The following is a 14,530-nucleotide window of genomic DNA, read 5'->3' as shown; positions in this document are numbered from 1 at the left end:
GCGTGCGGCCCTAGGACCCGGGCTTCGCGAACAGCGTCACCTCGACGCGCCGGTTGCGCGCGCGGCCGGCGGGCGAATCGTTGGGCGCGACGGGGTCGGCGTCGCCCTTGCCCTCGGCCTTCAGGCGCGCGGCCGGGACGGTCGCCGCGAGCAGGTCGCGCACGTTCGCGGCGCGCTCCTTCGACAGTTCCCAGTTCGATGGAAAACGCCCCGAGCGGATCGGCCGGTCGTCCGTGTGACCCGTGACGAGCACGTTGCCGGGAACCGCGTTGAGCGCCGCCGCGATGCGCTCGACGAGCGGCCTGACCGGCGTCGCGACTTCCGCGCTGCCGGGCCGGAAAATGTTATCGCCGTGCAGCGTGACGACCGAGCGGTCCACGCGGTCGTCGACGGCGACCAGACCGTCGCGGATTTCCGGCGCGAGGAATTCGGCGAGACGCGGTTTCGCGGCCTGCGTCACGACGAGCGGGCGCTGCGCCCCCGCGCGAATCGAGGTGAGCGTGTCGAACGCGGGATCGGACAGGCGGCCGAGCTGGAAGCTCATCGCGAGATAGGCCATCGCGACGAACAGCAGCGCGAATGCGCCGACGACCCAGACCGGCAACACGTCGGTCGTGCGCCGCCGCGCGGCGTGCACGCCTTGCCAGTGCGGCGACAGCGCGCGCTCCGGCTCGCCGCGCTCCTTGCGGATCAGGTCGTAGAGCCGCGCGCGGATCGCGTCGAGCGTCTGCCTGCCTTGCGCCGCCACGCGATAGCGGCCTTCGAAGCCGAGCGCGAGCACCATGCTCGCCAGTTCCAGCAGATGCAGATGCTGAGCGGGTTTCTGCGCGAGCCTCGCGAGCAGCTGAAACACCTTTTCGCCGCCCCAGGCCTCGTTGTGGAACGTCACGAGCAGACTTTGCCGCGCCCAGACGCCCGCGCCCCACGGCGTGCCGGAAGCGGCTTCGTCGAGCATCGTGCAGACGATGTAGCGCGCCGCCATCACCTGCTCGGCCGCGACGCCGCTCGCGCGCGCCTCCGACTCCAGGCGGCGCACGCCCGCCGCGAGCGAATCGCGCAGGGCGGCGGGGTCGGCGCAGGCGCTCATCGCGCGGATGCGGGGCGCGAGTTGCAGGAGTGGCGCGCACGCCGCCACGAGCGGATTGAGCGCGCCGCCTCGGGTGAACGCGGCGTCGAAGGCACGCTGTTCGGCGCCCGGCGCGGTGCCCGGCGCGAACGGCCCGTCGGTGCCGCCGCTGCTCCCGGCGCGGCGGCGCGCGCCGGGATTGGGCTTGATCATGGTCTGGTCGGATTCGAATCCGGCGAAAGGATCGTCGTCGTTCGTCATGGCACTTCCTGATCCCGATGACCTCAATGACCTCAATGACGGATGGCCCAGAACTCCAGTTCGAGCGCGGGGAATTCGCCGGCGATGTACATCGCGAGGTTGCCGGTCTGCTCCAGTTCCTTCCAGAGCTCGCCCCCGCGATCCAGCTCGAAATACGAAAAGCCCGCGTGAAACGGAATCTGCCTTGGCGCCACCGGCATCGCGCGCAGACCGATCCCCGGCAGCGCGAGATTCACGAGATCGCGCAGTTTTTCGGCGGGGGCGACCTTCACCTGCGTCGGGAAGCGCGTGCGCAGCGTTTCGCCGGGCATCTGGGCGTTGGCGGCGAGCACGAAACCCGCCGTGCGCACGAGTTCGAGGTCGTTGATCATCGCGACGCGCACGCCGGGCTTGCGGCTCTGCAACTCGATGGCGACCGCGTCCGGCTCGCGCACCTGCGCGAGCAGTTGCCGCACGTCGCGCATGAGCGGCTCGAAGGATGTGGCGAGATCGTCGTGGCGATACGGCGGATACGCGAGCACGCGGCGGCGCTCGTCGAACGCGGCGAGATCGCCGGCGAGCGCGAGCGTCGTCTGGTACAGGCGCTCGGGATGCAGCAAGGGCACGTTCAGCAGATGCGCGAACTGCGGCTCGAACCGGTTGAGCGTCTGCAACAGCAGAAAATCGGCGATCTCCGCGACGCCGCCGCGTCCCGGACTGGCGAGATGACGCGCGATCCGGTCCGCATGCTGATGCAGCAGTCCCGCGAGTTCCTGCGCGTGGCCGAGAAGACGCTTGTCCGCGAGCGCGTGGAGCATCGGCGGGATGTAGCTCGCGTCGAGCAGCACGCGATTGTCCGCGCGCCGTTCGAGCACGCGCGCGATGCCGATGGTCGCGAACGCGTCGGTGGCGTCGCGCGCGAGCATCAGCCGCAGGTTCGGCGCGCCGACGCGAATCTGCGCGACGCGGTCGGTGCTCGTCGTGACATCGACGACGGCGGTGTCGGTCGTGCGATAGCGCAGGCCGCTCGCGCCGTCGATGCGATCGCCCGCGCCATCGGCATCGAACTCCTTCGCGCCGGCGCGCGCGAGCGGCAGGGTGAGCAGCACGACTTCGTCGCGCGTGCCGGCGGGAATGTCGAGCGGCGGCGGAGCGGGCGCGTCGTCGGGAAACGAAAACGCGGTGCCGTCGGGCAGCATGCCGAACGCGGACGCGAGCGCGACCTTGCCGAGCCCGAGCGCGATCTCGTCGAGCATGACGGCGGCGCATCCCCACGGCCACGCTTCAGTCGCGCGCGCGTGCGCGCTCACGAGATGCTCGATGAAGCGGTCGTGTTGCTGGAAATGCTGCGGTTCGAGGAACAGCCCCTCGGACCAGATCATGCGTTGGTGCCAGGTCATGGTGGCTCGTATCCGCTCTCTGGGGTTCGACACGGCGCCGCGCGCGCTTCGCCGGCGCCGGCGGGTCAGCAACCCCGACGCTCCCTCAAAAACGAACGAGCGATACCGATTTGGAACTCGCCGGCGCGCGCGCTTACTTGGCGGCCTTCGATGCCGGCGCGCTCGCGCGGTGTGCGGCGATCGAGACATCGGCGGCGTCGATGCGCACGTCGAGCACGGTCGTCTGGTTCGGCGGCACCGGCACGGTCGCCCGCCAGCGAGAGCGCTCGATGTCGCGATATGCGGCCACGACCGCGACGAATGTCGTGCCCGGCTGCACGGTCGCCTCGACGCTCCGGCTGTCGCCGGGCTTGAGCAGGAATTCGTTCTTCGCGTTGAGATCGCCGCCGAGCGTCGCCTGGTCCTTTGCGTAGAGCGTGAAGAAGTCGGCGCTGTCGAAGGCGGCGGTCGTCTTCAGTTCGTACACGCGCACGACGACGGGCGAGGGCCGGCCTCGCTGATCGGGATTCGCCTGGTCGAGCGCGCTCACGGTGATGCGCACGACCGTCGGCGGCGGCGGGGGCGGCGGCGCGGACTTGCAGGCCGCGACGACGAGCGCGCACACGCAGACGACGCGCGCCGCGCTGCGAGTGAGACGCACAGGACGCGCGCGGCTCGGGATCGAACCGATGGTTTGCATGATTGATCTGTGTCTCTTCCAACACAGCAGCAGACGAATGATCCGGGGGCGCTTTTCAAATCCGGCGCGATGTTTCGTCTAGCAGTGGCACCGCGGCGGCAGCGCGCCGCTCGCGCCGGTGCGCGGCTACGGTCTTCGAGGAGCGCATTCGTGAAACCGATCGGGCAGATCGCGTCGGTCCGTGTGGCGGCCCGCGCTTGCGCACTTGACGGCAGCGCGGCAAGACGGTTTGGCCTCGCGTTCCTGCTGTTTGCGGCGCTCGCGCTCGCCGCGCCGAGCGTCCATGCGCAAGGCGCGCAAAAGAAAGGCACGCAGGGCGCGACAGCCGTTCAGACCGCGCCGACGCCGCCGGACGCGGCGCTCACGCCCGTCGCGCGCGATGCCGAAGCCCGCGTGCGCGATGCCGAAACGATCGCCACGCTGTCGCAGGAAGGGCGTCTTTTGCTCGCGCGCGATCAGGTCAAGCTCGACGGCTACGCGTACTGCAGCATGTCGGTGGCGGCCGCCGAGCGCGGCGATTTCCGCGACAGCATCGAAGCGGCGTCGCGCGCGCTCGTCGTCGCGCGGCAGACGGACAACGCGAACCTCGCCGCGCTCTCGCGCCGCGATCTGGCGATCGCCTACAGCTACGCCGGCGACCTGGACGACGCCGAACGCTACGCGAAGGAAGCCATCGCCGCGGGCGCGAAGAATCCCGAGCAGGTGCTCGCGCCCGCGTACAAGGTGCTCGGCGACATCGCGGCCCGGCGCGGCGATCCGGCGGCGGCGCTCGCGCAATACCGGGTCGCGCTGGAAAGCGCTTCGGCGCGTTATCGCCCGATGGTGCTCCTGTCGATCACCAATGCGCAGATCGCATCCGGCGACGCCGCGGGCGCGCGCGCCACCTTCGAGCAGACGAGCGGCGTCGAGGAAAGCCTGCTGGCGCCGCTCAGGAAGCGCATCGAAGGCAATTTGCTGCTCGCCGAACACAAGCCGCAGGAAGCGCTCGACGCGTTCGCCGCCAGCGCGACGGCGGGCGGCGCCGACGCGAGCTACGACAGTTTGTGGGCGCACGAAGGCATGGGCCGCGCGTATCTCGCGCTCGGCAAGCGCCAGCAGGCGCGCGACGCGTGGCTCGCCGCGCTCGACGACTCCGAAAAGATCCGCGCGCGCTTTCGCAGCGACGAGTTCAAGACGGGACTGTTCTCCGATACGCAGACAGTCTTCGAGGAGACGATTGCGCTCGTCGTCGAGGATGGCGACTATCCGCTCGCGTGGACGCTCTCCGAGCGAAGCCGCAGCCGCGCGCTGCTCGATGTCGTGCGCAACCGGCTCGCGGCCAACGTCGACGAGGCTCAGTTGAACGGCCGCACGCTCTCGCTCGACGACGTGCGCGGCACGCTCAGGCAAGGCGAGGCGATCGTCGAATATCACGGTCTTCCCGACAGGATGATCGCGTGGGTCGTGCGCCCGGACGGCATCCAGGGTTTCACGCTGCCGATCGCGCGCAAGGAGATGACGCTTGCCGTCGGCGATTTTCGCAACGCGATCATCCGCGGGCGTCCGCAAGCGCTCACCTACGGAACCAAACTCGACGCGCTGCTCATCCAGCCGCTCGGCGTGCGTCCGGGCGAGCGGCTCATCATCGTGCCGAATGGCGCGCTGCATTACATGCCGTTTCAGGCGCTCAGGAATCCGCAGGGCTTTCTGATCCAGCGGCATGCGCTCGCGCTCGCGCCTTCGGCGAGCGTCGCCGTGCAGCTCGTGCGCCGCCAGCAGCGCATCGCGAGCAGTCTCGTCGCGTTCGGCAATCCGCGCATTGCGCCGGAATTCGACCTGCCGGGCGCCGAGGCCGAAGTCCGCGCGATCGGACCGCTGTTCGCGCAGCACGAGGCCTTCGTGCAGAGCGACGTCACGCGCAAGACCTTCAGCGACAACGCGCCGGCGGGCCGCATCGTCCACGTCGCGACGCACGCGCAGGCGGACACCGTCGATCCGCTGCATTCGCGCGTGCTGCTCGCGCCCGCGAAGCAGCCGGCGGACGGCCCGGACCCGATGCTCGCGCAGGACATCTACAACCTCAAGCTCGATTCGGTGGCGCTCGTCACGCTTTCCGCGTGCGAAACGGCGCTTGGTCGCATCGAACGTGGCGACGAAATCATGGGCTTCACGCGCGCGTTCTTCTATGCGGGCGCGTCGGCATTGCTCGTGTCGATGTGGCCCGTCGCCGACGATTCGACCTCGCTCACCATGCGCACGTTCTACGGCTCGCTCACCAAGGGCGAAGAGGCGATCGACGCCATGCGCGACGCGCAGCTCGCCGTGCTGGCCGACAGCCGGTTCGCCCATCCGTTCTACTGGGCGCCCTTCGACCTGATGGGCAACTGGCGGCTCTCGGTCGCCCACTGAACGCCGGACCCTCGTGCCCGGCGCCGTCCCGATGAGGATGCTGCAGTGAACGACGCCATGAAAACCGAACTCATCGCATCGCAGCCGGGCGAACGTACCGGGGCGCCCGCGCGCTTCCCTCGTGGACGACGTTTCGCGCGCGCGGCCGGGCTCGCCGGAGCGGGATTCGCCTGCGCGAGCGCGCTCACGGCGTGGGCGCAGCAAGTGCCGATGCCGGGCACGCAGCAGATTCCGAGCGCCGGCACGCTGCTCAACGAACAGCAGCGCCCGACGCCTGCCGCGCCGCCGCCGGGCGGCGCAGCCGTGCTGCCCGCGCCGCCTGCCGCGCCGGCCGCCGTGCCCGAAGGCCGCAAGTTCACGTTGAAGAGCATCCGTCTTGCGGGCAACGAGACCTTGCCGTCCGACATGCTGCTGCCGCTCGTCGCCGGCAAGATCGGTCAGGAAGTGTCGATCGACGATCTCAACGCGATGGGCGCGCTGATCGCAAAGGCGTATCGCGATCGCGGCTATCCGCTCGCGCAGGTCGTGATTCCGCCGCAGGACGTGACCAACGGCGATGTCACCTTCACCGTGCTCGAAGGCAAGATCGGCGCGGTTCGGCTGACCATCGTGCCCGGTGCGCCGATCAAGGAATCGCTCGTGCGCGCGCGGCTCGCCGCGATCGAGCCCGGCAAGCCGCTCAGGCAGGGCGAACTCGAACGCACGATGCTGCTGCTCTCGGACCTGCCCGGCATTCGCGTGACCTCGGCGCTGGAACTGGGCAGCACGCCCGGCACCGTCGATCTGAGCGTGACCGTCGAGCCCTCGCGCCGCTGGGATTTCGCCCTCGCCACCGACAACTACGGCGCGGCCGCCGCCGGGCGCTGGCGGCTGGGCGCGGTGGGGCGGCTCGCGTCGCCGTTCGGCATCGGCGACAACCTCGACGTCAACCTGCTCGCGGCCGAGCGCGCCGACACGTTGTACGGGCGCATCGGCTACGACGCACCGGTCGACGCGAACGGCACGCGCGTGGGTGTGGCGTACTCGCATCTGTATTACTACCTCGGGCAGGATTTCTCCTCGCTGAATGCCCACGGCGATGCCGATGTCGTGACCGCCTCGGTGTCGCATCCGCTCATCCGCTCGCGCAGCCAGAACCTGCTCTTGCGCGGCGCGCTCGAATACCGCGCGCTGACCGACAAGATCGACAGCGTCAACTTCGACAATCCGCAGAAGCTGGTGGTCGCGAGCGTCGGGCTGTCTTACGAGAGCCGCGACAGCCTGCTCGGCGGCGGCTTCAACAGCGCGGACATCCAGCTCGCGTTCGCGCATCTGAACATCGATTCGTCGCTCGCCGAGCAGATCGACCAGAGTCCGTTCGGGCGCAACACGCAAGGCAACAGCGTGCGCGTGACGATGCAGGCGAACCGCCTCAACGCGATCACGCAGAAGGTCAGCATGTTCGTCGGCGTGTCGGGGCAGTGGGCCAACCAGAACCTCGACAGCTCGTCGCGCATCGCGCTCGGCGGCCCGCGCGCGGTGCGCGCCTATTCGCCGTCGGAATCGGTCGTGGACGAAGGGCTGATCGCGACGGCCGCGTTCCGCTACGCGGTCATGCCGACGCTCACGCTCTCCGCGTTCTTCGATATCGGCGTCGGGCGCTACAACGCGCGCTCGATTCCCGAACAGGGCGCCAATACCGTGACGCGCAGCGGACCCGGGCTCGGCCTGTTCTGGAACGGGCCCTACGGCCTCAGCGTGGATGCGAGCATGGCCTGGCGCACGACCCGAGCCGACACGACCGGCGACGACAAGCTGCCGCGCGTGTACGTGCAGGTGTCGAAGTCGTTCTAGCGGCAGGAAAACGGTCAAAGAGGAGTTCGACATGAACGACAACACCGGCCTTCGGACCCGCAAGCATCGCCGGGCATGGGAGCGTGCGATCAGGCGGCTCGCCAGGCGCGCGGCGCGTCATGCGGGCGTGGCGATCGTGCCGTCGCTGTTGCCGGTGATCGCGCTCTTCGTCGCGCCGCCCGCATTCGCACTGCCGCTCGGCGGACAGGTCGCGAGCGGCAACGTGACCATCGGCACGCCCGCTCCGAACACGATGGCGATCACGCAAGGCACGCCGAAAGGCATCGTCAACTGGAACTCGTTTTCGATCGGCGCGAACGAGACGGTGAATATCGCGCAACCTTCGGCGCAGGCCGTGTTGCTCAACCGCGTCGTCGGCAGCCAGGCCAGCACGATCGCAGGACGGATGAACGCCAACGGGCAGGTGTTTCTCGTCAATCCGGCGGGCGTGCTGTTCGCGCGCGGCGCGTCGGTCAACGTGGGATCGCTCGTCGCGTCGACGCTCGGGATTTCGGACCGCGATTTTCTGGCGGGCCGGTATCGCTTCGCGAGCGCGTCGCCGCAGGCGGGCGGTCAGGTGGTCAATCAAGGCGCGATCACGGCCGGCGAGCACGGCACGGTCGCGCTGCTCGGGGCGCAGGTGGACAACAGCGGCACGGTGAGCGCGAAGCTCGGCACCGTCGCGATGGGCGCGGGCAGCGACATCACGCTCGACTTCGCCGGCGACGGTCTCACCATGCTGAAGGTCAACGGCGCGGCGGCGCAGGCGCTCGCGAGCAACTCCGGCGTGCTGGCGGCGGACGGCGGGCAGGTACTGATGTCGGTGCAGACGGCCGACGCGCTCGCCGCCACCGTGCTGAACCAGATGGGCACGGTACGCGCGCAGAGCGTCGCGGAGCGCAACGGGCGCATCGTGCTCGACGGCGGCGCGGCGGGCGTGACCGAGATTGCCGGCAATGTCGATGCGACGGGCGTTTCAGGCCTTTCGGGCGGACAGATCGACGCGACCGGGTATCACGTCGCGGTGAACGACGGTGCGCGCATCGATGCGAGCGGCGCGCAGGGCGGCGGACGCGTGCGCGTGGGCGGTGGCGCGGCGGGCAAGGAGACCGACATCCATAATGCGGATGCGGTGTGGATGGGGCCGGGCGCGCAAGTGCGGGCGGATGCGCTCGCCAGCGGCGATGGCGGGAATGTCGTCATCTACGGGACTCACGCGGCGCGCGTCTACGGGATGCTGACGGCGAAAGGCGGCGCACAAAGCGGTAACGGCGGGTTGGTCGAGACGTCGGCGCGGTTTCTGGATGTGGCGGGCGCAGAGATCGATGCGTCCGCACTGCATGGCGTGGGGGGCACGTGGGTGCTGGATCCGTTCAACGTGACGATAACGACATCGACTGTCGATAGCGGCGGCGGGCCGAACTTCGTCGGGTCCACGAATCTGTCGACCGTCTCCGTTGGCACCATCAACGCGCGCCTGAATTCGGGAACGTCGGTGCTGGTCGATACCGGCGTCGGCGGTGAGCCCGGCGGCGACATCACGCTGCAAGGGCTGATCAACAAGAATGCGGGCGGCCCGGCAACGCTCACGTTGCAAGCCGCGGGCTCGATCATCGCCGACCGGACGCTGGACGGCAGCGGCGGCGCGTCGATCGTTTCCACGCAGCCAAACGGCACGACCGGACCGCTTTCGGTCGTGCTGGTCGCCAACACCGCCGGCAGCACCAATGGCAGCGCAGAGATCGTGCTGCGCGGATCAGCGAACAATGCGCCGTTCCGGCTGAACAGCAATGGCGGCGATGTTTCGATCGACGGGCCAGTCAATGGCCCCGCCCCGCGCATCATCCTCGAGAACGCGAGTATCGACACGCGCACCCTCACCGTGGTGACGCTGCCGGGTTCGGACCCCGCCGTCGTGATTGGCGAGAACGCGCCGAGCGGCGCGATTACGATCAATGGGCAGGCGCCGGTGGATGTGATCGCCGGTGTCGCCGGCCTCGGTATCGGCGTGGACATCAGCAACGGGTCTGCGCTCCAGACGACCACCGGCCCGATCACGATCACCGGCAACGGCGTCACGCGCGGCGTATCGGTGGGCGCTTCCGATATCACGGCGACTGCGGGCAACGTCTTGCTCACTGGTACGTCGTCGACGGGCATCGGGATCGACATGGATTCAGCGGCACTCCAGTCGGCTGCCGGCGCGATCACTGTGACGGGCCGCGGCGGCGCGGGCGGCGTGTCCGCCCAGCTTGGCAGCATGACGGCGGACACGGGCGATATCACGATCGACGGCACCGCGCTCGCGTCCGGCGCAGTCGCGCGCGCCGACGGCGTCAGTCTCTTCGCCGAGCCGATCGAGACGTCGGGTGGCATCTTCTTGCGCGGCGCGGCGGCCTCGCAGGGACCGATGGGCACCGGCGTGACCATCGCGGCGGCAGGCGAAGGCACTTTCGTCCTGACGTCGGGCCTGCCCGGCATTCGCGTCTATGGCAGTGGCAACGGCTACGAGGGCGTGTCAACCAGAGCGAGCTCGACCTCAGACACCGGACGCCATGTCTTCTTCACTTCGCAAGACCCTGCGGCGCCGGGGCCGATCGACATTCGCGGCGTGACCAACGGTGCGCTCGTCACCGCCTCCGGTAGCGACTCGGGCTACCACGCCGGCGTCAGGCTCGCCAATGCGAGCCTCAACGGCTCCAACATCACGCTCGCCGGCTCGGTCTCAGGCAGCGGGGCGCCAGTGGAGCAGAACGGTCTGCAGATCGTGGACTCCACCGTGGGCACGCTCCAGACACGCACGCTCACACTGCGCGCGTCCAACACCGGCGCGAATACGTCGTCGATCTCGGTCGACGCGTTCTCGGCGTTCGCCGTGCCTGCCGGCACGTTGCAGCTCCTGCCGGGCAGCGTCTCGCCAACGACGTTCGCGATCGCCGCCGACGACGCCGCGCCGATCAACATCGGCGTGCCCGGCGCGACCGGAGGCGGCTTCACGCTCGATGGCAGCTTCGGCGGCCGGTTCTCGTCCAACATCGACAGCGTCTACATCGGCTCGACGACGCACACGGGCCGGATCACGCTCGGGCCGACCTGCGCCGAGCCGCCGTGCGCGGGTCTGCCCGCCACGACCAATCTGGCGGTGGCGAACGGCGGCACCGGGAGCCTTGGCATATTGCTGCCGTCCGCGATCTCCGTTACCGGGCTGACGCTCGATTCCGCGGGCCCCGTCACGCAGAGCGCGCCGCTTGTCGCGAATCTTCTGCTGCTCGGGGGACCGGGCACCTTCACGCTGACGAACCCGGGCAACAGCATCGGCACGGTGGCGCTCGTCGGCACGGGCGACACGTCGATCACCGGTGACGGCCTCTCCGTCGGGTCGGGCAACGGCGCCGTGTTCGACACGAGAACGAACGCCTTCTCGACGATCGACAGCAACGGCCGAGCGACGCTCGCGGGCAACCTGACGCTGACATCGACGGTTGGCGACGTGACCCTTGTGGCGCCCGTGGAAAACGTGTCGGGCCACGACATCACGCTCGACATGCGCGCCGCCGATTTCGTCGATGTGGGGAATGACATCACGTCAGCGCAAGGCAAGCTCGACATTGTCGCAAACGCGCCGAACGAGGTGTTCATCGGAGGCGTGAGCAATGGCAGCGACAGCACCCCGCATATCGCGGTACTCACCAACGGCGGCAGCGTGAATCTGAGCGCGGCGGGCCGTGCGGTAAGCGGACCGGGCGGCCCGGGAGGCAGCAGCGGTGCGGCTGTCGTGATCCGCTTCGCCGACGTGGACACGCGCGTGGGCGCGGCCGCCGGCGCGCCGTCGTCGACAGGCGGCGACGTGACCGCGCGCGGCATCATGCCGGAGCCGCGAAACGTCGAGGGATCGTTCGCCGGATCGAATGTCGGCGTCGAAGTGGACGGCGCTTCTATCTGGACGGGAAGCGGCAGCGTCCAACTCGTCGGGCAGAGCCTGAACCCGGCGGTCAACCCTGGCGGCGGCGTCGTAATCGGCAACGCGGCCGCAGGCACGGCGGTCGCGGGTGGTCCGGCGCACATCACGACGACCACCGGCGCCATCCGCATCTACGGCACCGGCAGCGGCGCCGGCAACTACGGCGTGGCGTTCATCGACGGCTCGTCGCTCACCACGGCCGGCGGTCCGATCGACATTCGCGGCAGCATCGCCAGTACAGGACCCGGCGCACTTTCGCCGACCTACGGCGTTTTGCTGCTGAACGGATCGATCAACGCTAGCGCGGCGAACGGCACGGTGTCGATCGCCGGATCGACCACGACCGCCGACGCCGGCATCGCCTATGGCGCCGTCCCGCTTCCGGGCAACGAGCGGCTCTTCGCCGGGCCATTCTCCGTCACCACCGGAGCGCAAGGCGTCGTCACCCTTCGCGCGTCGAACAACGGCACCGCCACCAGCCTTCGCGGGCGGAGCGGCGCTGGAACGATCGACGCGCAGGGCGGATCGCTCTTCATCTCGCCCGCATCCGTCGACCCGTCGACCTTCGACGTCACCGTGCAGAACGCCGTGCCCATCACGCTGTTCGGCACGAACGCGACACAGGGTTTGTCCATCGACGCCGCGACCTACCAGACCTTCTCGACGACCCTCCAGACACTCGTGCTCGGCTCATCGACGCAAACGGGGCACATCTCGGTCCAGGGCGCGTGCGAAGGCGGCTCGGCGTGCGCGCAACGTCCCGCCGTCGCGACCGGCCTGACGCTTCAGAACACCGGCGCGGGCGGCCAGGGCATCGACCTGCCGTCGGGCATCTCGCTGCCCGGAAAGACGCTCGCGCTCGCTTCGAGCGGCATCGTGACCGATCCGGGCGGTATTCAGGCGCAGTCGCTGCTGCTCGCGGGCGGCGGCGATTTCACGCTCACCGACGCCGGCAACGACGTGAACACGCTCGCACTGGCCGGCGCACACGACGTGAGTTTCGAAGCGTCCCACGGTTTCACGATCGGGCCGGTTTCCGCGCAGGGCTTCGACGGAGCGACCGGCAGGGCCGCGACGATCGACGGCACGCAATCGACCGTGACGGGCAACCTCGCGGCGATTTCCGACAACGGCCGCGTGTCGCTCGGCTCCGTCGGCTCGCCGACGCACCTGAGCGCGGGCGGCAGCATCGACCTCGTGATGCAGAACGTCGTCTTCGACAACGCGGCGGGCGGCTCGCTGAGCGCGGGCAACGCATGGCGCGTGTGGGCCCGGAGTCGCGATCAGCAGGAGAACCGCGGCGGCATCGATCCCGGCGGCACGCTGCCTAACTTCTACGGCTGCGTCTACGGCGGCATTTGCAGCTGGAACGGCCAGCCGTCGCTCGCGGTCGTGCCCGGCAACAGCAACCACTTCGTGTACGCCGAGCGGCCGACGCTCACCGTCACGATCGGCGGTCAGACCCGCATCCGGGGCAGCGCGAACGGCCCGTTCGGCTTCGCGGTCAGCGGGCTTCTGAGCGGCGATCAACTGGGCAGTGCGCTTGCTGCGGGGCCGCTTGCATCACCGGCGACGCTGGCGTCGCCCGGCGGCACGTACCCGATCAGCGGCACGTTTTCGTCACCGACGGGCTACAACGTGGTCGTCACCCCGGGAACGCTCACGGTGCAGGACCCGCTCGCGAACGGCGGCGTCTTCAACCGTTCCGGCTTGCAGCCGCTCTTCACGGCGCAGGAAGACAGCTTCGTCTACGAAAGCAATCTGGGCGGCGTCAACATCTGCGTGGGCACCAACGAGCCGATCCTCGCGCTGCAGGAGGCCGAAGGCGCGGCCGACACGCTCGCCGCCGAATGGAAGCGCGTGCGTTCGCGGCCGAATCTGAACAACTGTCTGGTCGTGAACGGCCAGCATGGCTGCGGTGAATTCTGATGGAGTCGCGATGATCGACGTTGAACCGCTGCTCGCGCCGACTCAGGCGATGCCGCCCGCCGGCATCGATCTGGAATACGATGCGGCGTTCCTCGAATTCGAGTCGCTCGCGCGCGGCATGCCCGAGCGCCAGTTCGACACGCTCACCGAGCCGCCGCCCTGGGCCGACGTCATGGAGCAAGCCGAGGCGCTGCTGTCGCGATCGAAGGATCTGCGTATCGCCGTGGCTTATACGCGCGCGGCGTCGCACGTGCACGGTCTTGCGGGTTTTCACGCGGGATTGCGCGTGCTGACGGGCCTATTCGAGCGCTATTGGGAGCGTCTTTATCCGCCGCTCGATCCCGACGACAACAATGACCCCGCGCTGCGCGTCAATGCGCTCGCGCCGCTTGCCGACGCCTATACGCCTTTCGCGGAAGCCGAAACCCTGCTGCACGACCTGCGCGAATGCGAGGTGTGCCGCGTGCATGGCGAGCGGCTCACGGTCCGCGACATCCTGATCGCCCAAGGCAAGATCGCCCCGCCCGACGGTTCCAACACCGCGACCTTGCCGCGCGTGGCGGGCATGCTCGCCGATGCGCTCGCCCACGATCCCGACGCGCTCGCCGTGGGGCTCGATCTGCCGCGCGCGGTGCACGCCCTGTCGGACTGCATGACGGAAAAGCTCGGCGCCGAGCATGCGCCTTTGCTGAACGCAATGCTGGCGACGGCGCGGTATGTCGCCGCGCAATTCAGCGCGGTGGCGCCAGTCGCGGCGCCCGCTTCGGTGCCGGAGGAAGAGGTTCAAATGGAGCGTCTCGCGCCTGCGCGCCTAGGCGCACTCACGACGCGCGAGGACGCGATCGCCTTGCTGGATGCGGTGTGCGCGTTTCTCGAACGCACCGAGCCGACCAATCCCGCGCCGCTGCTCATTCGTCGCGCGCGCGGGCTGATGGGCAAGGATTTTCTCGCCGTGATGCAGGACCTTGCGCCCGACAGTCTCGCGCAAATTCATCTGATCGCCGGAAAGCGCGAGCCGTGATCCGTTTGAAACT

7 protein-coding genes are annotated in these 14,530 nt (G+C 69.2%); 4 read left to right on the top strand and 3 right to left on the bottom strand.

Annotated elements, in window-relative coordinates; genetic code table 11:
* Positions 1 to 10: 10 nt before the first annotated feature.
* From QCE48_RS23770 to tssJ, 3 genes are all read right to left on the bottom strand, one after another.
* A complete protein-coding gene (locus QCE48_RS23770) occupies positions 11 to 1,327 on the bottom strand; it encodes a DotU family type VI secretion system protein (protein WP_309782651.1) in 1,317 nt (438 codons plus the stop codon).
* A 32-nt stretch (positions 1,328 to 1,359) separates the two neighbouring features.
* On the bottom strand, positions 1,360 to 2,706 hold the full coding sequence (gene tssK / locus QCE48_RS23765) for a type VI secretion system baseplate subunit TssK (protein WP_309782650.1): 1,347 nt from the start codon (positions 2,704 to 2,706) through the stop codon (positions 1,360 to 1,362).
* Between the two features lie 133 nt (positions 2,707 to 2,839).
* On the bottom strand, positions 2,840 to 3,385 hold the full coding sequence (gene tssJ, locus QCE48_RS23760) for a type VI secretion system lipoprotein TssJ (RefSeq protein WP_309782648.1): 546 nt from the start codon (positions 3,383 to 3,385) through the stop codon (positions 2,840 to 2,842).
* Between the two features lie 150 nt (positions 3,386 to 3,535).
* Here tssJ and QCE48_RS23755 point away from each other — a divergent pair, with 150 nt between their 5' ends.
* The 4 genes from QCE48_RS23755 to tssA are packed head-to-tail and all read left to right on the top strand — an operon-like array spanning position 3,536 to position 14,517.
* Positions 3,536 to 5,773: a CHAT domain-containing protein gene (locus QCE48_RS23755; RefSeq protein ID WP_309782647.1), complete on the top strand. Its 2,238-nt coding sequence runs from the start codon at positions 3,536 to 3,538 to the stop codon at positions 5,771 to 5,773.
* Positions 5,774 to 5,830: 57 nt separating this feature from the next.
* Positions 5,831 to 7,606: a ShlB/FhaC/HecB family hemolysin secretion/activation protein gene (locus QCE48_RS23750; protein WP_309782646.1), complete on the top strand. Its 1,776-nt coding sequence runs from the start codon at positions 5,831 to 5,833 to the stop codon at positions 7,604 to 7,606.
* Between the two features lie 31 nt (positions 7,607 to 7,637).
* Positions 7,638 to 13,496, top strand: coding sequence for a filamentous hemagglutinin N-terminal domain-containing protein (locus tag QCE48_RS23745; RefSeq protein ID WP_309782645.1), 5,859 nt, complete (start codon positions 7,638 to 7,640; stop codon positions 13,494 to 13,496).
* A 10-nt stretch (positions 13,497 to 13,506) separates the two neighbouring features.
* The gene (tssA, locus tag QCE48_RS23740) at positions 13,507 to 14,517 is read left to right on the top strand and encodes a type VI secretion system protein TssA (protein WP_309782644.1); all 1,011 of its coding nucleotides are present in this window, start codon (positions 13,507 to 13,509) and stop codon (positions 14,515 to 14,517) included.
* Positions 14,518 to 14,530: the final 13 nt, after the last annotated feature.

The organism is Caballeronia sp. LZ024, from assembly GCF_031451455.1.
GTDB lineage: Bacteria > Pseudomonadota > Gammaproteobacteria > Burkholderiales > Burkholderiaceae > Caballeronia > Caballeronia telluris.
This window is presented reverse-complemented; position numbering and strand designations above follow the sequence as displayed.

What these genes read in the sequence shown, in the direction of transcription:
- QCE48_RS23745 (WP_309782645.1), top strand. Translation starts at nt 7,638, where the DNA reads ATGAACGACAACACCGGCCTTCGGACCCGCAAGCATCGCCGGGCATGG.
- tssA (WP_309782644.1), top strand. Translation starts at nt 13,507, where the DNA reads ATGATCGACGTTGAACCGCTGCTCGCGCCGACTCAGGCGATGCCGCCC.
- tssJ (WP_309782648.1), bottom strand. Translation starts at nt 3,385, where the DNA reads ATGCAAACCATCGGTTCGATCCCGAGCCGCGCGCGTCCTGTGCGTCTC.
- QCE48_RS23770 (WP_309782651.1), bottom strand. Translation starts at nt 1,327, where the DNA reads ATGACGAACGACGACGATCCTTTCGCCGGATTCGAATCCGACCAGACC.
- QCE48_RS23750 (WP_309782646.1), top strand. Translation starts at nt 5,831, where the DNA reads ATGAAAACCGAACTCATCGCATCGCAGCCGGGCGAACGTACCGGGGCG.
- tssK (WP_309782650.1), bottom strand. Translation starts at nt 2,706, where the DNA reads ATGACCTGGCACCAACGCATGATCTGGTCCGAGGGGCTGTTCCTCGAA.